The sequence below is a fragment of the Abyssibius alkaniclasticus genome (assembly GCF_020447305.1).
Lineage (GTDB): Bacteria > Pseudomonadota > Alphaproteobacteria > Rhodobacterales > Rhodobacteraceae > Abyssibius > Abyssibius alkaniclasticus.
In genome coordinates this window covers 2,698,974-2,718,430 of record NZ_CP095732.1, presented here as the reverse complement: position 1 = coordinate 2,718,430, position 19,457 = coordinate 2,698,974, and the positions used below count along the sequence as shown (strand labels likewise).

Genomic DNA, 19,457 nt, shown 5'->3' with positions numbered 1-19,457 from the left:
GCGATGACAAAGGTGGCAACATGACAAAAGCTTGGACAAAATCGGGATGGCGCAACCTGCCGCGGGTGCAGATGCCAGATTATACCGACCCCGGCGCGCTTGCGCGGGTTGAAGGCCAGCTTTCTGCCTATCCGCCGCTGGTCTTCGCGGGCGAAACCCGTCGCCTGAAAAAAGCCTTGGCCGAAGTGGCCGAGGGGCGCGCGTTTTTGCTGCAGGGTGGGGATTGCGCCGAAAGCTTTTCGGAATTTTCCGCCGACCTGATCCGCGATACGTTCAAGGTGATGCTGCAAATGGCCGTCGTGCTGACATTCGGCGGCAAAACCCCGGTGGTCAAGATCGGCCGCATGGCGGGGCAGTTTGCCAAGCCGCGCTCGGCCCCGACCGAAACCATTGGCGGTGTGGAACTGCCCAGCTACCGTGGTGACATCATCAACGATATCGCCTTCACACCGGAAGCGCGCATTCCCGCACCCGACAAGATGCTGCAGGCCTATACCCAGGCCGCCGCCAGCCTGAACCTGCTGCGCGCGTTCAGCACGGGCGGTTTTGCCGATATCACGCGCGTGCATTCCTGGACGCTGGAAAGCACGCAAGGGGCCGAAGGCTACGAGCAGTATCACAAGCTCGCCAACCGCATTTCCGAGGCGCTCGACTTCATGAAAGCCGCCGGTGTCAGCTCTTCAAGCGTGGAGTCGCTGGCCAAGGTGGATTTCTACACCAGCCACGAGGCGTTGTTGTTGGAATATGAAGAGGCGCTGTGCCGGGTCGATTCGCTTTCGGGCCAGTCTGTTGCAGGCTCCGGCCATATGATCTGGATTGGCGACCGCACCCGCCAGCCCGATGGCGCGCATGTTGAATTTTGCCGTGGCGTGATGAACCCGATCGGGTTGAAATGCGGCCCGAGCCTTGAGCCCGACGAGCTTTTGCGCCTGATCGACACGCTCAACCCCGAAAACGAGGCCGGACGGCTGACGCTGATCGCCCGTTTCGGCGCAGGCAAGGTTGAAAACCACCTGCCGGGCCTCATCCGCGCGGTAGAGCGTGAGGGGCGCAAGGTTGTCTGGTCGTGCGACCCGATGCATGGCAACACCATCAAATCGCCGTCCGGCTATAAAACCCGTCCGTTCGAGCAGGTTCTGGCCGAGATGCGCGAATTCTTCGCCATCCACAAGGCCGAGGGCAGCTATGCAGGCGGTGTGCATTTCGAGATGACCGGCAAGGACGTGACCGAATGCACCGGCGGCGGGCTGCGCGCGGTTACGGATGAGGACCTGTCCGACCGTTATCACACGGCGTGCGATCCGCGCCTCAATGCCAGCCAGTCGCTTGAACTGGCGTTTCTGGTGGCCGGAGAGTTGCACAAACGTGCCGAGGCCGAGCGCGCGGCGGTTTAGGCCATGAACAGCTTTCTGGTGGTTACATCCGCGCGCAACCTTGTTGCCGCGGATGTGGATGCAGCCCAAAATGCCCTTGTGGCGCACGGCTACAAGGGCGGTGCGGCGCAGGGATTGGATGATTATGCGGTGCAAATTCCGTTTGCATCGGACAGGCCCGAATTTGCGCCCGCCAACTGGCTGCCCGAAAGTGATCTGGACCTGAATATCACCCCGGCCAGGGGCCGCGAGAAGCGCGCGCTGGTGGCCGATATGGATAGCACGATCATCGGCGTTGAATGCATTGACGAGCTTGCCGATTATGCCGGGGTAAAGGCCGAGGTTGCCGAAATTACCGAACGTGCCATGCAGGGCGGGCTGGATTTTGAAGGCGCGCTCATTGCCCGCGTGGCCTTGCTCAAAGACCTGCCCGTAAGCAAACTTGGGCAATGCTATGACGAGCGTGTGCGCCTCAATCTTGGGGCGCGGCGGCTGGTGCAGACAATGGTGGCGCGCGGTGCCTATACGGCGCTTGTCTCTGGCGGTTTTACCTTTTTCAGCAGTCGTGTCGCAGCCGAGGCAGGGTTCAATGAACACCGCGCCAACGTGCTGGAACGCAAGGGCGAACGGCTGACCGGCACGGTCGAGATGCCGATTCTGGGCCGTCAGGCCAAGCTTGACGCGCTTTTGGAAATTTGTGCCGCCCAAAAGATTGCGCCCGAAGAAACCATTGCCCTTGGCGATGGTGCGAATGATCTGGCGATGGTCAAAGCCGCCGGTTTGGGCGTGGCCTACCGCGCCAAACCCGCGCTGGCCGAACAGGCCAATGCCGTGCTGAACCATTCCGATCTGCGCGCCGTGCTGGCGCTTCAGGGGCTGGTTGTTTAGGCTTTCATTGCAATCCAGCACCCCAAAGGTTAGCGTTTCCAAATTGTAAAAAGTGGAGATGGTGATGTTTGTTTTACGCGCTGTGCTGGCAGCAATTCTGGCACTGTCCGCCCCCTTAGCCGCCCAGGCGCAGGCGCAGGCGCAAGCCCGCGCGCAGGCCGGGGGTGCGGCCAGTTGGGATTATTACAGCACGATAAGCCCGGACCCGTTCCAAACAACGCTCGCACTTGTTTATGGTGTGCCCGAAACCGATGCCGTGCAATTCGTCGCCCAGTGTTTTATTGGCAATCGCGGCCCATATGTGCAGGTTGAAATCGGCGCGGCCATTGGCGGCCTGCCCGATGATGCGGGTATTGAGGTGACTTTTTTCGCGCCATCGGGATATACCCAAACGGTTGCGGGGGCGGTTGTGGGGCGCGCGCGCGAAGAGGGGATTACCGGCGCCTCTATCGCGGTTTCAACCGATGATGCCTTCTGGCAGGGCATTATAAATGAACGATCCTTGCGCTATATGATTGCGGGCGAGGCTGAGGCAACGCTTGATCTGCGCGGCAGCAGCGCGCCAACAGCAAATTTTCTGCGCGATTGTGCCAATATCGGCGATCTTGTGGCCACAGAAATGCCGCCGGAAGATGACCCGACCGCCAGTTGCAACGCCTTTGGAACGCTGCGCTCGCAAGGTGGCGGGCAGGCGCAGACCGTGATTTTCCACAACCAGACCGATGGCTGGCGCGCGCTGCTCTGGCTCGATTATGAGGGGAATCCGGTGGATTATGGCGGCATGAATCCCGGCGAATCGATCCAGATCGAATCGGCGACATTGCACCCCTGGATGCTGACCGACGGGCCGGGCAATTGCCATGAAATCATCATGCCGGTGGCCGGGCAGCTAGATTATTACGTGACCGTGCCAAACCAGTATTTTGGTGCGGAATAGTCCTAGCCTTCGTCCAACCCGCCCTTGATAACCCGGAACCGGCCGCGCGAAACGCCCGATTGCGCGGCTGGATTGTCGCTGACCTGCTGAAATTTCGGCGTGTCCTGTGCGCCAAATGCAGCGGCTGGCTCGGAGAACCCCGGCATGGTCTGCGCGTCGAACCGCGCCGCGGCGATTGTTTTGATCTGGACATCGGCAATGCTTAGCGTAAGCGGTGTTGCGGCGGGTGGCGCGGCGCTGGTAATGCCGCACAGCATACGGTCCATCACGCCAAAATCGCTGCGCAACGGCATCAGCAGCAGGTTCACCGAAAACACCTCGCCGTTGTCATCTTGCGCATTCAACACAAGCTCGGCCACGGCGGGGGTCTCCAGCACCTTTTTCATCACCAGAACCAGTTGCGCGCGGCTTTCATGGCTCATCAGCGAAACCAGCGGCCGGCCATGCGCTTCGGCCCCCGCAATTTTGTTCAACACTGCGCCGGGATGGCGGATTTTGGCAATGTCGCCCTGAATTTCGAGCTGAAAGACGATCGCGGCCAGCGGCCCAGCGCGGGGCGTTTCGATTTCGGCGCGAAAGGGTGCAAGCCGTTCAGCGCGGGTCTGACTCCACAAATTATATAGCGTTTGCAATGCAACGTCGCTCATGACGCAAGAACCAATCAAATCTACGCCACTTTTCCGTGGCTTTATGTTCATGTTTTTACCGCATTTTAACTTTCATTGCAGCAATTTCGTCATTTGTCGTTAACACCTGTGGCATTGACCATGCGCGGGCGGGGCAATAGACAGGCCGCCAGGCACGGGGTTTGGCAAGTTTCATGGGCAATCACATACATTCGATGACAGGTTTTGCCGCGCTTTCGGGCAGCCATGCAGGGCTAAGCTGGGAGTGGGATATTCGCGCGGTGAACGCGCGCGGGCTGGATATCCGGCTGCGTCTGGCCGAGGGGTTTGAGGCGCTCGAAACCCCGCTCCGCCGCGCTTTGGGCACAGAGCTTGCGCGCGGGAGCGTGTCGATCACCCTGAAACTGGCGCGCCGAAGCCTCGAATACGGCATTGCGCTGAATGTGGATGGGCTGAATGCCGCGCTTGCGCTGGTGGACGCCGCCCGCCAGCAGGCCGCCAGACAGGGCGTTGAACTGGCCACGGCCAGCATTGCCGATGTGTTGCAAATGCGCGGGGTCATCGAGACGGGCGGCATCGCCGACATTCCGGCCAGCGCGGTTGGTGCAGCCACAGCGCAAATTCCCGACCTGCTGGCCGCGCTGAACGCGATGCGCGCCAGCGAAGGTGCTGCACTGGCTGCGGTGTTGGCTGGTCAGCTTGCCCGGCTTGCCGCGCTCACCGATGCGGCGCAAAGCTGCGGCGAGGCGCGGGCGGCGGCGGCGGGCGCAGTGCTGCATGATCGTGTGACAGCCCTGCTGGCCACGGCCAAACAGGGCGATACCGCGCTTGATTCTGCGCGGCTGGCGCAAGAGCTTGCATTGCTGGCGGTGAAAACGGACATCACCGAAGAGATTGACCGGCTCAAGGCCCATATCGCGGCCGCACACGCGCTTTTGGCCGGTGGCGGCGCCATTGGGCGGCGGCTGGATTTTCTGATGCAGGAGTTCAACCGCGAGGCAAACACCCTGTGTTCCAAAGCCCAATCCAACGACTTGACCCGCATCGGATTGGACCTGAAAGTAGTGATCGACCAAATGCGTGAACAGGCCCAGAACCTTGAATAAAAATGCCGAAATCGCCCGTCGCGGGCTGCTGATCATCCTGTCCTCCCCCTCGGGTGCGGGCAAGTCCACCCTGTCGCGCCGCGTGCTGGAAAGTGATCCGGATGTGGTGTTTTCAGTCTCCGCCACCACCCGCACGCCGCGTCCGGGCGAGGTGGACGGGAAAGATTATGTCTTCAAATCGCGCGCCGAATTTCAGGCGCTGGTCGACAGCAACGGAATGCTTGAACATGCCGAAGTATTTGGCAATTTATATGGCAGCCCGCGCGCACCCGTTGAAGCCGCGATCAATGCCGGGCGCGATGTTCTGTTCGATGTCGATTGGCAGGGCGGCCAGCAAATCCGCCAGTCTCCGTTAAGCGATGCGGTAGTTTCAATCTTCATTTTGCCGCCCTCCATTGCGGCTTTGCGCGACCGGCTGACAAGGCGGGGGCAGGATTCAGCCGAAGTGGTGGCCGGGCGCATGGCCAAATCGCTCGACGAAATCAGCCATTGGGCGGAATATGACCATATCGTCATCAATGACGATGTTGATCGCGCCGCCGAAGAGTTGCGCGCAATCGTGACCGCCGCGCGGCTGCGCAAGAATCAGCGGCCGGGGCTGGGGGGGTTTGTGGCCGGGCTGAATGCCGAGTTCAAGGAAATGAGCGCGCTTTAGGCTGGGGAAGTCTGCACGCTTAGCTGCGTTTCGCCTGCGCTGAATCGCACATGCAGCCCGCATTCGGCCAATGCCGCGCGCGCCAGCGCGAAATGCACGCGTGTGGCGCTGGGGGCCGCGAGCGGCGCGCCATGTTGCAGATGGGCCCAATACTCTGCCTCAAGCGCAATGCGCCGCCCGTTGCCCGTAAGGGTGAAACGCGGCGCGCTGCCCGCAACATCCAGCTGGCCACCCAAAGGCAGCGCGCTTTCAACGCACAGCATAAGCAACAGCAACAGCCGCGCCTCATCGCGCGGCAGGGTTTCGGGCAGGTGCATCGGGTTGGCGCGCATCCGCGCGGATTGAAACATTGAAACGGCGGTTTGCGCGACAGTGCTGCCAGCAATGGTAACGCCGGGCGTTGCACCATCAAAGGCAAGGCGGAAAAAGCTGATCTTGTCGCGTGCCGCCCGTGCGCTTTGCGCGATCAGGTCCAATTCCGGCGAGCGGCCATTCACCTCGCTCAGCAGTTCAACGCCGTTGCTGATGGCCCCGATGGGCGAAATCAGATCGTGGCAGATACGCGCAATCGCTTGCGATTCAATGTTGGGTCTCGTCATATAGGCTTTGGTCCGCAATGGAGGGGTTGAATGTTTATCGTGCCGGGTGCCTTGGTCAATCATCCCTTGCAGCCTGCTTGGGGGGTGGGGCAGGTTCAATCTGTCATTGGCAACCGGGCGACTGTCAATTTCGAACATGCGGGTAAAGTAGTCATTAATACCGACCGGGTGACGCTGGATATTTTTGACGGGGTTGCACCTGATGGCAAGAGCGGGCAAACCGACAATGGATGAGCTGAAATATCGCATTGATTCAGTAAATGGAACGTGAATATATCCGCGCCAAACCCGAACCGCTTGCGCAAGGGCCTTCAATCGGGTGAAATTCGCCCCAAAGAGTTAGCCGAGCAGCCCGTGAGCATAGGCGATTTTAGTGTGAAGATGGATGCAAACAGATTTGAGGTGCGCCTGGCCAATGGCCCCGATGATTTGCGCGCCGCCCAGAAATTGCGCTATCGGGTTTTTGTGCAGGAAATGGGTGCCAAGGTCAGCGATGAAGACGCCGCCGAAGGTGTGGAGCGCGACCGGTTTGATGCCTATTTCGACCATTTGCTGCTGATCGACCGCACCTTGCCGCAAGATGCATCGGGCCAGCATGTTGTGGGCGTTTACCGCCTGCTGCGTGACGAGGTGGCGCGCAAGGGGCCGGGGTTTTACGGGCAGACCGAATATGACCTGACGCCGCTGCTCAACTCCGGCCGCCGTGCGGTCGAGCTTGGGCGCTCGTGCCTGGACAAGGCCTATCGTGGCGGGGTTGGAATGCATTTGCTGTGGGATGGGTTGGGCGATTATGTCACCGAACGCGGCATCGAGGTGCTTTTCGGTGTCGCCTCCTTCCACGGCACCGACCCCGATGAAATTGCGCAGGCGCTTTCATACCTGCATTACAACCACCTTGCGCCGGAAGATCTGCGGGTTACGGCCCATGCGAACCATTGTGTCAGCATGGCGCGGGTTGCGCCCGACAGCATTGATGCGCGCGCCGCGGTGCGCCAGATCCCCTCGTTGATCAAGGCCTATTTGCGGCTTGGCGGCTTTGTCGGGCAGGGCGCCTATGTTGACGCGGAATTCAACACGATCGATGTCTGCCTGCTGATGGATACCAGCCGCATGGTGCAGCGATACCGCGAGTTTTACGCACGAAAACGGGGTGGCTGATGGCCTGGGGTGAGGGAACGGAAGCGCCATTTGCGAAAATTGGCGTGCTGGGCGGGCTGCGCTTCGGGCTGTTTGCGGTAATCTTCGTGCTTGGCACGCTGCCGCTGATCAGCCTGACCTTGCTGTCATATATGGTCGAACGGTTGACCGGCGGGCGGGGGCTTTCAGATGTGTTCATCAAGACATGGGGCCGGATGGGGCGGCTGCTGTGCGGGCTCAAGCTGGAGATCCGCGGCACAGAACTGGCCCAGGGCGGCGCGATGGTCGCCAACCATGTCTCTTGGTCCGATATTTTTGTGCTGCATGATGCGGCGCATATCCATTTCGTTGCGAAATCCGAGGTGAAATCCTGGCCGGGCATCGGGTTTCTGGCCAATGCAACGGGAACAATCTTTATTGAACGCCGCGCGACCGAGGCCAAGCGCCAGCAGCAGCAACTGAAAGAACGGCTGCAAAAGGGCGACAAGCTGTGCTTCTTCCCCGAAGGCACAAGCAGCGACGGGCGGCGGGTGCTGCCCTTCAAATCGGCGCTGTTTTCAGCCTTTCACACGCCGGAATTGCTGCCGCATATGTGGGTGCAGCCGGTAAGCGTGACCTATTTTGCGCCAAAATCACAAGCGCCACGCTTTTTTGGCTGGTGGGGGAATATGAGCTTTGGCGGCCATATGCGCACGGTTTTTGCGCTGGGGCGCGGCGGGCGTGTGCGTGTTACCTTCCACGCGCCCGTGCGCGCCGCCGATTTTGCCGACCGTAAATTGCTGGCCGCCCATTGCGAAGCTGCGGTACGCGCCGGAATGGCGGCCGATCTGGCCGAAGTCGGGCAGGAAATGGCGGTGGATTAGGCCGCCATCATGCCAAAGCCGCGCAATAGGCTTTGAAGGCGGCAACAGGGTCATTGCTCCCCCAGATCTCGGCGCCAAGCGACACAAAATCGACCACGTCTTTTATGTCGGCAAGCGCGTCAAGCCCGACACCGCCCATTGCGACAACCGGCACCTCGATCATTTCCGACCACCAGGCGAATAAATCGCGCGGGGCAAGCGTGCCATCGCCAAGGCCGGTTGCATCGCTGAGCGGGCCAAAAGCAATGTAATCGGTGCCGATTTCAGCGGCGGTCATCCCCTCGTGGCGGCTATCAGCGCAAAAGGCACCGACTATGCCGTCGGCCCCCAGCAATTTGCGCGCCTCGCGCACGTGGCGCGCACCGTCGGTGAGGTGAACACCATCCAGCCCCAGCGGGGTGACAAGGCGGAAATGGTCGTCGATCACCATAGCGACATCGTGCTTGTGGGCCACGTCGCGGCAGGCATCGGCGGCGCGCGAAATATCTTCGCGGGCCTCGGCCACAAGGGCAAGGCGCAGGCAGGCCACCGGGCCGGCAGCCAGCACCCTGTCGAGCAGCGGCACAAATGTGGCAATGTCAAAGCTGGGCGGGGTGGCCAGATAAATCTGCGGCCCGGTGAAAGCGTCTTGCGCCATGTCGATTATCCTGAAAGCGGGGCGCGGCACGGGGCCGCGCCCGAAAGTTTAGCGGGGCAGAACCGAACGCCCGGCGAAGCGCGCCGCCGCACCAAGCTCTTCTTCGATGCGGATAAGCTGGTTGTATTTCGCCAAACGGTCAGAGCGCGACAGCGAGCCGGTCTTGATCTGCCCGCAATTGGTGGCCACGGCCAGATCGGCGATGGTCGCATCTTCGGTTTCGCCGGAACGATGGCTCATCACCGCCGTCATCCGCGCGCGATGCGCCATGTCAACCGCATCAAGCGTTTCGGACAGGCTGCCGATCTGGTTGACCTTGACGAGGATCGAGTTGGCGCAGCCCTCTTCAATGCCGCGCGCCAGACGCGCGGTATTGGTGACGAACAGATCATCGCCGACAAGCTGGCACCGGTCGCCGATCAGCCCGGTCAGGGCTTTCCAGCCCGCCCAGTCATCCTCGGCCATACCGTCTTCGATGGAGATGATCGGGTAGCTGTCGACCAGGGCGGCCAGATAGGCGGCATTCTCGGCGCTGCTTAGAACCTTGCCTTCGCCCTTCATGTTGTATTTGCCATCCGAAAAATACTCGGTGGCGGCACAATCAAGCGCAAGGTAGATATCCTCGCCCGGTTTGTATCCTGCCTTTTCGATAGATTTCATAATGAAATCAAGTGCGTCGCGGGTAGAGTTCAGGTTTGGCGCAAAGCCGCCCTCATCGCCGATGCCGGTATTGTGGCCCGCGGCGGAAAGCTCTTTCTTCAGCGTGTGGAACACTTCTGCACCCATGCGAATGGCCTCGGCGCAGCTTGTCGCGGCGACCGGCATGATCATGAATTCCTGAATGTCGATCGGGTTATCGGCATGTTCGCCACCATTGATGATGTTCATCATCGGCACGGGCAACACGCGGGCATTGGTGCCGCCGATATAGCGATACAGCGGCTGGCCGGTCGATTCTGCCGCCGCCTTGGCCACAGCCAGCGATACGCCCAGAATGGCATTGGCCCCAAGGCGCGATTTGTTCGGCGTGCTGTCAAGCTCGATCATCGCGGCGTCAATCTCGGCCTGCTCGGTGGCGTCCTGGCCCGCCAGCATTTCGTAGATTTCACCGTTGACCGCATCAACCGCGTTCTGCACGCCCTTGCCGCCATAGCGCGACTTGTCGCCATCACGCAGTTCCACGGCTTCATGCGCTCCGGTCGAAGCCCCCGAGGGCACGGCGGCGCGGCCAAAGCTGCCATCTTCCAAAATAACGTCGACTTCAACGGTCGGGTTGCCGCGGCTGTCCAGAATTTCGCGTGCGGTAATGTCCAGAATGGCGCTCATCTCTTGATGTCCTTTGCTTCGGGGCGGGCCTGTTGGCCTGCACATAGCGCATTCGGCGAAGGTGTGAAAGAGCGTTGATCAGGGGCGCGGATTGGTGCCAAGCGGCGAGCGCGCGGCGGGAATGAGGTTTTTGCGGCGCAAACGCTGCTCGCGCATGAAGGTATAAACGCCCGATACGATGATGATGGCCGCGCCAAGCAGCGTCCAGAAATCCGGGCGTTCGGCAAAGACGAAATAGCCAACCGCCATTGCAAATATCAGGCGCGAATACCGAAATGGCGCGATGACCGAAACCTCGCCCAGCCGTGTGGCCAGAATGACCGCGTAATAGGAAACAGCCCCGATTGCGACAGCCGCCAGCAGGTAAAGCGCATTGGTCGTGCCGGGCATTTTGGGCGTGCCGGTGAACAGGCTCAGCACGGCACCCGTGGGGATGATGATGATCAGCGCAACCGCCGCCAGCCGCAGGCTGGAGATGGATTTGGGCACTTGCCGCGTGGACAAATCGCGCATGGCAAGGCCCGCAACCCCGATCAGCGCGAAAATGGAATAGGCGTTGAAGCCTTCCAGCCCCGGGCGCACGATCATCATCACACCCATGAAGCCAATGGCAATCGCGCTCCAGCGCCGCCAGCCCACGGTTTCGCCCAGAACCAGCGCCGCCCCCAGTGTTACCGCCAGCGGCGTGGCCTGCAAAATGGCCGAGGCCGAGGAAATGGGCATGAGCGCCAGTGCCGACACAAAGCCGACCGAGCCGATCACCTCGCCCAGATTGCGCAGGTTCACGGCAGCCGACAGCAGGTCGCGGCCCCAGAACCGTTCGCCGCGAATGCGCAGCGCAAGCAAAAAGAAAACCGCACCGCCAATGCCGAGCGACATAAGGATCTGCCCGACCGGCACCTCGTTTGCGGCGAGTTTGATGAACATATCCTCAACGGCAAAGCCAGCCATCGAGGCGACCATCAAGATGATGCCGCGCAGGTTTTCCATGATATTCGCTCGTCTTTACAGAAGGTCGGGTTCGCGGTTCAAACGCCGTGCAAGGGGTGCAATTGTCAACCCCTGAACCACGATGGAAAACACCACAACGATATAGGTCATGGCCAGAAGCAGCGGTTTATACTCGCTTTCCGGCAGGCTCAGGACCAGCGCCACAGAAATGCCGCCTTTCAGCCCGCCCCATGTCATGATCGGCACAACATCGCGGCCGACCTTGCGCCAGCGCGCGAGCGCAAGCGTTGGCACCGCAACCGCGCCAAGCCGCGCCACAAGCGACAGACCAATCGCCAAAGCCCCGGCCAGAAGCGTGGAAGCCTCGAATGTCACGGCGAAAACCTCGATGCCGATAAGCAAAAACAGCAGGGCGTTGAGAATTTCGTCGATCAGCTCCCAAAACGCGTTGAGGTAGCGGCGCGTGGTTTCCGACATGCCGTGCTTTACCCCGACCTCGCCAATGAACAGCCCCGCCACCACCGCCATGATCGGGCCGGACAGGTGCAGTTCTACCGCCAGCGAATAGCCGCCCAGCACAAGGCCAAGCGACAGCAGCACTTCAAGCGCGTAATCGTCAATCCGCTTCATAAGCTGGAAGGTCAGCCAGCCGGCAAGCGCACCCAGAAGCGCGCCGCCCAGTGCCTCTTGGAAGAACAGTTGCAGGGCAGCGCCCAGCCCGCTTTCGGTGGCAGAAGCCGCCGGAAAGGCAAGGCTGACCAGCAACAGAAACACCACATAGCCGACACCATCGTTGAACAGGCTTTCACCGGCAATCTGGGTTTCAAGCGATTTGCGCAGGTTGGCCGTGCGCAGCACACCCAGCACGGCCACAGGGTCGGTGGGCGAGATCAGCGCGCCCCAGACCAGCGCCACAAGCATTGGCACGCCCAGTGCCCAGCTTAACCCAAAGCCGGCGATTGCCGTGGAAACGGCCACACCCAAAGTGGCCATCAGCGCAACCGAAACCCCCTGTTCGCGCAGATCGTCAATTTTGACATGCAGCGCACCGGCAAAAAGCAGCAGGCCCAACATGCCTTGCAGCAATGTGTCTGAAAACTCTGCCTCCAGCACCAGCGCGCGCGCGGTATCGCGTATGCCATAAGCGGGCACAAGCGTGTCGATCCCCATCATCACCAGTGACACGATCAGCGCGACGACCAGAATGCCGATAGACGAGGGCAGGCGCAAAAAGAAGTAATTCACGCAGCCGAAGGCCCCGGCCAGAACGATAAGGATTGAGGCGATCTGTAGCGCGTCCATGCGGGCTCCTGTTGTTCAGGCCTGCCTAGCACTCCGCGCGGCGCTGCGCAGCAAAAATTTGCCACGCCAAAAAGCAGCGGGCCAGAGTTTCCCCCGGCCCGCCAGCCAATTTGCCCTGAAGGCCTATTCGTCGAAATTGACCTGTTCGATCAGCCGCACGGCATCGGCGCGCTTGGCGGCAACCTCGGTCAGCGAAATCGCATCCGGCGTGAAGCTGCCCCAGCTTTGCACCAGTTCGCTTGGGCTGACCGCGGGGTTGAGCGGGTATTCATAGTTGACTTCGGCATAAAGCGATTGCGCCGTTTGCGATGTCAGGAATTCCATCAGCGCCAGCGCATCGTCGCGGTTAGGGGCGCTTGCAGTCATCGCCATGCCCGACACGTTTACATGCGCGCCACTTCCACCCATGATCGGGAAGACGATATTTGTGGAATTGGCCCATTCGGTTTGTTCAGGGTCTTCCAGCATTTTGCCCATGTAATAGGTGTTTCCAAGGGCAACATCGCATTCGCCAGCCCAAATCGCCTTGACCTGCGCACGGTCATTGCCTTGCGGGCTGCGGGCAAGGTTGGCCTTCAGGCCTTCCAGCCAAGCCAGGGTTGCCTCTTCGCCATTATGTGCAAGAAAGGCGGCAACCATTGCCACGTTATAGCTATGCAGGCCGGAACGCGTGCAAATGCGGCCCTGCCAGCGCGGGTCGGCAAGGTCTTCAAATGTGGTGATCTCGCCCGCTGCCACGCGCTCGTTTGAAACATATGCAACGCGGGCGCGCGAAGTCAGCCCGATCCAGTTTCCCTCCGGGTCGCGGAACTGGGCGGGGATATTGGCATTGATCAGATCGCTCACCACCGGTTGGGTCACGCCTGCTTCCGCGATTGCCGTCAGGCTGGCAATGTCGACTGTCAGCACAACATCGGCCGGCGAGCGCGCGCCTTCGGCTTTCAACCGCTCGATCATTCCGTCTTGCAAGAAAACGATATTCACATCGATGCCGGTTTCGGCGGTAAAGGCGTCGAGCATCGGCTGGATCAGCTCGGGCTGGCGGGCGGAATAGATATTCACCTCGGCAGAAAGCGGCAGGGCGGCCGCACAGACAAGGGTGGTTGCTAGGGTCAGATTGCGCATCAAAGTCTCCATCAGTTGATGGCGACTCAGTATCTGACTAATTTAGTCGGGTCAATAGTCGAGTGTTCTACTTTGTTATTTTTCCCGCACCCTTTCATCGGCCTTGACCGCATCCCAAAGCGCATCCATTTCCGCCAGGTCAGACTGGGCCGGGCTTTTGCCCATAGCGGCCAGTTTGCGCTCGACCCCCTCAAAGCGGCGGGTGAATTTGGCATTGGCGGCGCGCAAGGCGGCTTCGGGGTCGATTTTCAGATGCCGTGCTATATTGGCGATCACGAACAGCAAATCGCCAAACTCCTCGAACCGGTCTTCGGGGGTGGGGGCGGTGGCCAGCTCGGTGGCCTCCTCGGCCAGTTTGGCGATAACGGGCGTAATATCCGGCCAGTCAAACCCCACGCGCGCGGCGCGGTTTTGCAGCTTCACCGCGCGGGTCATTCCCGGCAGGCCCAGCGCCACGCCTGCCAGCGCGCCGGATGCAACACCACCACGTTCGGCCGCCTTGATCTTTTCCCAATCGCGGGTTTGCTGGCTGGCCGATTTGTCGCGGCTTTCATCGCCAAAAACATGCGGATGGCGGGCGACCATTTTATTGGAAATCTCCGTCACCACATCATCCCAGCCGAAATGCCCCGCCTCGGCGGCCATTTGCGCATGGTAAACCACCTGCAACAGCAAATCACCCAGCTCGCCACGCAGATCATCCATTTCACCGCGCGCAATCGCATCGGCCACCTCATAGGCTTCCTCAACCGTGTAGGGGGCGATGGTTGCAAAGGTTTGCTCGATATCCCACGGGCAGCCGGTTTGCGGGTCGCGCAGGCGGGCCATGATTTCCAGAAGCCGGGGCAGGCCGCCGGTTTCATCATGCACCAAGGCATCGGAATGCGGGGTGGGGCGGGGGCTGTGGGGAATCGGGTTTTTCATGGGCCAAAGGCTAGCGCGCGGGATTGACGCCGCCAATGGCCAAGGCTCATATGGCGCGGAAATTCAGGAGCCTTTATGCCAGTTACCAACCGCATCGCCGATTATGCCGCCGATATGAAGGCATGGCGCCGCCATTTGCACCAGCACCCCGAGCTTGGCTTTGACACGGTTGAAACCGCCGCTTTCGTGGCCGCGCGTCTGCGCGAATTCGGCGTTGATGAGCTGCATGAAGGCATTGCGAAAAACGGGCTGGTGGCGATTATCCGCGGGCAGGGCGATGGCCCCACAATTGGCTTGCGCGCCGATATGGATGCGCTGCCGATTGTCGAGGAAACCGGGGCCGCCCATGCCTCGCGCACCACGGGCAAGATGCACGCCTGTGGGCATGACGGCCATACCACCATGCTGCTGGGTGCCGCGCGCTATTTGGCGGAAACGCGCAATTTTGCCGGCAGTGTGGCGCTGATCTTCCAGCCCGCCGAGGAAGATGGCGGCGGCGGGCAGGTCATGGTGGCCGAAGGGATATTGGAGCGGTTCAACATCGCACAGGTTTATGCGCTGCACACCGTGCCGGGCCTGCCGCTTGGGCATTTCTTTACCAATCCGGGCGCGCTGATGGCGGCGGATGATACGTTTCACATCACCATAAAGGGGCGCGGGGCCCATGCCGCCTATCCCGAAGAGGGGATCGACCCGATTCCCGTTGCCATGCAGATGGTGGGTGCAATCTACAATCTGCGCAGCCGCGTGTTGGCGGGGCTGGACAATACGGTCATATCGGTCACGCAGGTCCATGCGGGCAGTGCTGACAACATCATCCCCGATACGGCTTTTGTGGGGGGCACATTTCGCACATTATCGCCCGAAACACGCCGAAAACTGGCCGAAATGCTGCCCGAACTGGTTGCCAATTGCGCGGCCAGTTTCGGGGCAACGGCCGAACTTGCCTTCATCCCCGGCTATCCGATCACCTATAACAATGCCGAAAAAACCGCTTTCGCGGTCGATATTGCCCGCCGGATTGCAGGGCATGACAATGTCGATGACGCTATTCCACCGGAAATGGGGGTGGAGGATTTCTCGTATTTGCTGGAACAGCGCCCCGGTGCTTACCTGTTTCTGGGGCAGGGCGATGGGCCGGGCTTGCACCACCCGAAGTTTGACTTCAACGACGAGGCCGCCCCGATTGGCGCAAGCTTCTTTGCGCAACTGGTCGAGGCGGCGCAGCCTGCCGCCCGCTAGGCGCTTGTCAGCATCAGCCGCTCCAGCCCATGAAAATGGTAGCGGTTGGCATATAGCGGCGCTGCGGCCAGTTGGAGCCTTGGCAGGCGGCTGAACAGAATGGGCAGCGCATAGGCCAGTTCCAGCCGCGCCAGCGGCGCGCCCACACAAAAATGCAGCCCAGCGCCAAAGCTGGTATTGCCAAGACCGCCGCGCACCGGGTCAAACGCATTGGGCTTGGCGTATTTTGTGGCGTCACGATTGGCACCGGCCAGCAGCAGGCCCACGACCTGCCCCTTGGCGAATTGCTGTCCGAATACCTCGATATCTTCCATCGCGAAGCGGGTGAACATGTGCAAAGGCGGGTCATAGCGCAGGGTTTCCTCGATCACGGCGTCGGAAATTTCGCCCCTGTATTCCAGCTCCAGCAGGGTTTTGGTGGCATTGCCAATGGCGTGGACCGTTGCTTCATGCCCGGCATTGAGCAGCAGCACCGATGTCGAGATCAGCTCATCTTCGCTGAGCCTGTCACCGTCATCGCGCGCGGCAATGAGGCTGGACAGCAGGTCGTTGCCCGGGGCTTTGCGGCGTGCGGCGATAAGGTCGCGCAGATAGGCGGAAAAGGCCAGCGTGGCGGCCACCGCGTCATCCTCGATCTTGCGGCTGCGCCCGGCCTGATACATGGCGACCATATCATGGCTCCAGCGCAGCAATTGCGGGGCCATCTCCTCGGGCACGCCCAGCAGCCGGGCGATCACGATCACCGGAATGGTTTCGGCATAGTGCTGCAACAGGTCGAATTGGCCATCAGGAAACCTGTCGACCAGTTCATGGCACAAAGCCTCTATTCCCGGCGCCAGTGCCGCAATCTGGCGGCTGGTAAAGGCGCGCACCACAAGGCTACGCAACCGCGTATGGGTGGGCGGCTCGCGCTCCAGCATGGAATGAGATTCAAAATCATAGAACGGTTTCAGGTGGTCGGGAATATCGCGCGACAGGCCCGCCGGAAGCTCGCGCCCAAAGCGACGATCGCGCAACAGGGCCGAGACGACCTCGTAACTTGCAGAACACAAGTGGCCATAATCGGCCCAGTCGAAGAAAGGGCCGGTCGGGCGCGCGCGGTCATAAAACGGATAGGGGTTCTGCACAAATTCCGGCGCGGTTGGCGATTGTTCAAAACGCGTGGTCATAGATGTTCCAATGCTTGTTCCAGATCGGCAATCAGATCATCCGCGTCTTCAATGCCCACCGAAAGCCGCAAAAGCGTGTCGGGCACAATGGAATGCGGCCCTTCAACCGCCTTGCGATGCTCGATCAGCGATTCAACCCCGCCAAGGCTGGTAGCGGGCAGGAAAAGCTGGGTAGAACGGGCAATATGGCGCGCATCGGCACCAGAATGCGCAAGCAGCGACAGCATACCGCCAAAGCCGTGCAGCATCTGGCGCGCGGCAATGGCGTGGCCCGGATGGCTTGGCAGGCCGGGGTAAAGCACAGCGGTGATTTTCGGATGCGCTTCAAAATACCGGGCGATGCGCAGCGCATTGGCCGAGGCGCGCTCGAACCGCACGAACAAAGTGCGCATCCCGCGGATCAGCAACCATGCCTCGAACCCCGCCATGACGCTGCCCATCAACGTGCGGATCTTGCGCAACTCATCCCATTCCGCGCCGGTTTTGGCGGTGGAAAGCACGCCGCCGGTAATATCGGAATGCCCGTTCAGGTATTTGGTGGCCGAGTGGAAGACCATATCCGCCCCAAGCGCGAGCGCCTGCGTGGTGCAGGGCGAAGCGGCCGTGCAATCCACCACCAGTTTCGCGCCAACCGCATGGGCGGCCTTGGCCGAGGCGGCAATATCGACCACATCCCAATTGGGGTTGATGGGGGTTTCTGTCCAGACAAGCGCCACATCGCCGCCCGCAAGCACGCGCGGCAGGGCCGATGGGTCGGCGGCATCAAAGGTGGTCAGCCGCAGAATGCCGCGCGCGGCCTGCCGGTGCAGCCATGTCAGCACGCCATGATACATGACATTCGGCGCCACGACATGCGCGCCAACCGGCAGGCTTTCAAACAAGGCCACCGCCGCCGCCATGCCCGAGCCGAACAGCAAACTGCCCGCAGCACCATCCAGATCGGCCAGAACCACCTCGGCATGTTCTACGGTCGGGCCACCGTCGCGCGCATAGATATAGCTTTGGCGCGGGTTGTATTCGGCATCGCGCGCAAAGGTCGAGGCCAGCGCGATATCGGGCACAACCGCGCCGGTAATCTCGTTGATGCGGTGCAGCGCCTGTGCGGCGCGTGTTGCAGGGGAAAGCTGCAATTGGCTTGGTTTTCTGCTCATTCTACCCTCGTATTTCGGGCCGGATCATGCGGCGCGAAACGGGGGAATGTCCAGCCTAGTCTGTGCCGCGAAACGGCTGGACATATTGCAGCGCCATATCCCAGGGAAAGAAGATCCAGGTATCCTGGCTGACTTCGGTGATGAAACTGTCAACCATCGGTTTGCCCGCCGGTTTGGCATAAACGGCAGCGAAATGCGCCTTGGGATACATCTCGCGCACCAGTTCCAGCGTTTTGCCGGTATCCACCAGATCATCGACAATCAGAATGCCGGTGCCATCGCCCATGATTTCGGCATCGGGGTGTTTCAGCACTTCGGCTTCGCGGCGCTGGTCGGCCGCGCCGCCGCCCGAATGGTAGGATTTTACCGAGATCGTATCGACCGTGCGAATATCCAGCTCGCGCGCCACAATCATTGCCGGTGCCATGCCGCCGCGCGTTATGGCCACAACCGCGCGCCAGCCACCCGCATCCGGGCCCTTGCCATCCAGCCGCCAGGCAAGCGCGCGCGCATCGCGGTGGATCTGGTCCCAGCTGATATGGAAGCCTTTTTCATGCGGCAGACGGTCGGTCATGGCTCAGTCTCCCAGCGCGATATCGGGGGCGTCTTCGGCCTTCATGCCCACAATATGATAGCCCGAATCGCAGTGATGGTTTTCACCCGTCACACCCGAAGACAGGTCGGACAGCAGATACATGCCCGATTTGCCCACATCATCGGTGGTGACATTGCGGCGCAGCGGCGAGTTCAGCTCGTTCCATTTAAGGATATAGCGGAAATCGCCAATGCCGCTGGCGGCCAGCGTCTTGATCGGGCCGGCGGAGAGCGAGTTCACGCGGATATTCTTCGGCCCCAGATCCATCGCCATATAGCGCACCGAGGCTTCAAGCCCGGCCTTGGCCACGCCCATAACGTTGTAATGCGGCATCACACGTTCCGAGCCGTAATAGGTAAGCGTGAGCATCGCGCCGCCATCGGGCATCATCTTTTCGGCGCGCTGGGCGACGGCGGTAAAGCTGAAAATCGAAATATTCATTGTCAGCGCGAAGTTATCGGCGCTGGTGTCAATGTAACGGCCACGAAGTTCGTTTTTATCGGAAAAGCCAATAGCGTGAACCAGAAAGTCAATCTTGCCCCATTTGGCTTGCAATGCGGCAAAAACAGAATCGATCGAGGCGCCATCGGTAACATCGCAAGGCAGCACAATTTCTGCACCAATACTTTCCGCCAGTGGCTTGACCCGTTTGCCAAGCGCATCGCCCTGATAGGTAAAGGCCATTTCGGCGCCCTGTTCGTGGCAGGCCCGCGCAATTCCCCATGCGATGGATTTGTCATTTGCCACGCCCATGATCAGGCCGCGCTTGCCGCTCATCAATCCTGCACCCATGGTTTTTCCTTTTTCTTGATGCCGTGTTGAATTGGGTTTACGTCAAAGCTGGGCGCGCA

The 19,457-nt window shown here is 60.6% G+C and carries 21 protein-coding genes; 9 read left to right on the top strand and 12 right to left on the bottom strand.

What is annotated here, in order from left to right:
• The first annotated feature begins 20 nt into the window (after positions 1 to 20).
• The 3 genes from LGT41_RS13555 to LGT41_RS13545 all read left to right on the top strand — a co-directional run bounded on the left by LGT41_RS13555 (position 21) and on the right by LGT41_RS13545 (position 3,198).
• The gene (locus LGT41_RS13555; protein ID WP_274127441.1) at positions 21 to 1,394 is read left to right on the top strand and encodes a class II 3-deoxy-7-phosphoheptulonate synthase; all 1,374 of its coding nucleotides are present in this window, start codon (positions 21 to 23) and stop codon (positions 1,392 to 1,394) included.
• A gap of 3 nt (positions 1,395 to 1,397) precedes the next feature.
• A complete protein-coding gene (gene serB, locus LGT41_RS13550) occupies positions 1,398 to 2,261 on the top strand; it encodes a phosphoserine phosphatase SerB (RefSeq protein WP_274127440.1) in 864 nt (287 codons plus the stop codon).
• A gap of 64 nt (positions 2,262 to 2,325) precedes the next feature.
• Positions 2,326 to 3,198 carry a VHL beta domain-containing protein gene (locus LGT41_RS13545; protein ID WP_274127439.1) on the top strand — a complete coding sequence of 291 codons (873 nt, stop codon included), beginning with the start codon at positions 2,326 to 2,328 and terminating at the stop codon, positions 3,196 to 3,198.
• Positions 3,199 to 3,200: 2 nt separating this feature from the next.
• Here the strand turns inward: LGT41_RS13545 and LGT41_RS13540 are convergent, their stop codons facing one another.
• Positions 3,201 to 3,845 (bottom strand): PAS domain-containing protein, encoded by a 645-nt coding sequence (locus LGT41_RS13540; RefSeq protein WP_274127438.1) that lies wholly within the window; start codon positions 3,843 to 3,845, stop codon positions 3,201 to 3,203.
• Between the two features lie 173 nt (positions 3,846 to 4,018).
• Between LGT41_RS13540 and LGT41_RS13535 the strand changes: the two genes are divergently transcribed.
• The gene (locus tag LGT41_RS13535) at positions 4,019 to 4,930 is read left to right on the top strand and encodes a YicC/YloC family endoribonuclease (RefSeq protein WP_274127437.1); all 912 of its coding nucleotides are present in this window, start codon (positions 4,019 to 4,021) and stop codon (positions 4,928 to 4,930) included.
• Between the two features lie 10 nt (positions 4,931 to 4,940).
• A complete protein-coding gene (gmk, locus tag LGT41_RS13530; RefSeq protein ID WP_274129734.1) occupies positions 4,941 to 5,585 on the top strand; it encodes a guanylate kinase in 645 nt (214 codons plus the stop codon).
• Here gmk and LGT41_RS13525 read toward each other — a convergent pair.
• Positions 5,582 to 6,184, bottom strand: coding sequence for a histidine phosphotransferase family protein (locus LGT41_RS13525; protein WP_274127436.1), 603 nt, complete (start codon positions 6,182 to 6,184; stop codon positions 5,582 to 5,584). The genes gmk and LGT41_RS13525 overlap by 4 nt on opposite strands.
• Positions 6,185 to 6,214: 30 nt before the next feature.
• Here LGT41_RS13525 and LGT41_RS13520 point away from each other — a divergent pair, with 30 nt between their 5' ends.
• The 3 genes from LGT41_RS13520 (at position 6,215) to olsA (ending at position 8,184) form a co-directional block, all read left to right on the top strand.
• Entirely contained in the window at positions 6,215 to 6,418 is a 204-nt protein-coding gene (locus LGT41_RS13520; RefSeq protein WP_274127435.1) for a DUF3553 domain-containing protein, read from the top strand.
• 147 nt (positions 6,419 to 6,565) lie between these two features.
• Positions 6,566 to 7,342: an L-ornithine N(alpha)-acyltransferase gene (olsB, locus tag LGT41_RS13515; RefSeq protein ID WP_274127434.1), complete on the top strand. Its 777-nt coding sequence runs from the start codon at positions 6,566 to 6,568 to the stop codon at positions 7,340 to 7,342.
• The gene (gene olsA / locus LGT41_RS13510; RefSeq protein WP_274127433.1) at positions 7,342 to 8,184 is read left to right on the top strand and encodes a lyso-ornithine lipid O-acyltransferase; all 843 of its coding nucleotides are present in this window, start codon (positions 7,342 to 7,344) and stop codon (positions 8,182 to 8,184) included. The genes olsB and olsA overlap by 1 nt, the downstream gene beginning before the upstream one ends.
• 7 nt (positions 8,185 to 8,191) lie before the next feature.
• Here olsA and LGT41_RS13505 read toward each other — a convergent pair whose 3' ends face one another.
• From LGT41_RS13505 to mazG, 6 genes are all read right to left on the bottom strand, one after another.
• Positions 8,192 to 8,821 (bottom strand): thiamine phosphate synthase, encoded by a 630-nt coding sequence (locus tag LGT41_RS13505; protein WP_274127431.1) that lies wholly within the window; start codon positions 8,819 to 8,821, stop codon positions 8,192 to 8,194.
• Between the two features lie 48 nt (positions 8,822 to 8,869).
• Positions 8,870 to 10,147 (bottom strand): phosphopyruvate hydratase, encoded by a 1,278-nt coding sequence (eno, locus tag LGT41_RS13500; protein WP_274127429.1) that lies wholly within the window; start codon positions 10,145 to 10,147, stop codon positions 8,870 to 8,872.
• 78 nt (positions 10,148 to 10,225) lie between these two features.
• Entirely contained in the window at positions 10,226 to 11,137 is a 912-nt protein-coding gene (locus LGT41_RS13495; protein ID WP_274127428.1) for a DMT family transporter, read from the bottom strand.
• Positions 11,138 to 11,152: 15 nt separating this feature from the next.
• On the bottom strand, positions 11,153 to 12,400 hold the full coding sequence (locus tag LGT41_RS13490; protein WP_274127426.1) for a cation:proton antiporter: 1,248 nt from the start codon (positions 12,398 to 12,400) through the stop codon (positions 11,153 to 11,155).
• 123 nt (positions 12,401 to 12,523) lie between these two features.
• Positions 12,524 to 13,525, bottom strand: coding sequence for a Fe(3+) ABC transporter substrate-binding protein (locus tag LGT41_RS13485; RefSeq protein WP_274127425.1), 1,002 nt, complete (start codon positions 13,523 to 13,525; stop codon positions 12,524 to 12,526).
• 75 nt (positions 13,526 to 13,600) lie between these two features.
• Positions 13,601 to 14,449 (bottom strand): nucleoside triphosphate pyrophosphohydrolase, encoded by an 849-nt coding sequence (gene mazG / locus LGT41_RS13480; protein WP_274127424.1) that lies wholly within the window; start codon positions 14,447 to 14,449, stop codon positions 13,601 to 13,603.
• Positions 14,450 to 14,524: 75 nt separating this feature from the next.
• Between mazG and LGT41_RS13475 the strand changes: the two genes are divergently transcribed.
• The gene (locus tag LGT41_RS13475) at positions 14,525 to 15,691 is read left to right on the top strand and encodes a M20 aminoacylase family protein (RefSeq protein ID WP_274127423.1); all 1,167 of its coding nucleotides are present in this window, start codon (positions 14,525 to 14,527) and stop codon (positions 15,689 to 15,691) included.
• Here LGT41_RS13475 and LGT41_RS13470 read toward each other — a convergent pair.
• From LGT41_RS13470 to fabI, 4 genes are read right to left on the bottom strand one after another with little or no spacing between them, the layout of a single operon-like run.
• Positions 15,688 to 16,860, bottom strand: coding sequence for a cytochrome P450 (locus LGT41_RS13470; protein WP_274127422.1), 1,173 nt, complete (start codon positions 16,858 to 16,860; stop codon positions 15,688 to 15,690). The genes LGT41_RS13475 and LGT41_RS13470 overlap by 4 nt on opposite strands.
• Positions 16,857 to 18,011: a trans-sulfuration enzyme family protein gene (locus LGT41_RS13465; RefSeq protein WP_274127421.1), complete on the bottom strand. Its 1,155-nt coding sequence runs from the start codon at positions 18,009 to 18,011 to the stop codon at positions 16,857 to 16,859. The genes LGT41_RS13470 and LGT41_RS13465 overlap by 4 nt, the downstream gene beginning before the upstream one ends.
• A 55-nt stretch (positions 18,012 to 18,066) precedes the next feature.
• Positions 18,067 to 18,585, bottom strand: coding sequence for a xanthine phosphoribosyltransferase (gpt, locus tag LGT41_RS13460; RefSeq protein WP_274127420.1), 519 nt, complete (start codon positions 18,583 to 18,585; stop codon positions 18,067 to 18,069).
• Positions 18,586 to 18,588: 3 nt separating this feature from the next.
• Entirely contained in the window at positions 18,589 to 19,398 is an 810-nt protein-coding gene (gene fabI / locus LGT41_RS13455; protein ID WP_274127419.1) for an enoyl-ACP reductase FabI, read from the bottom strand.
• Positions 19,399 to 19,457: the final 59 nt, after the last annotated feature.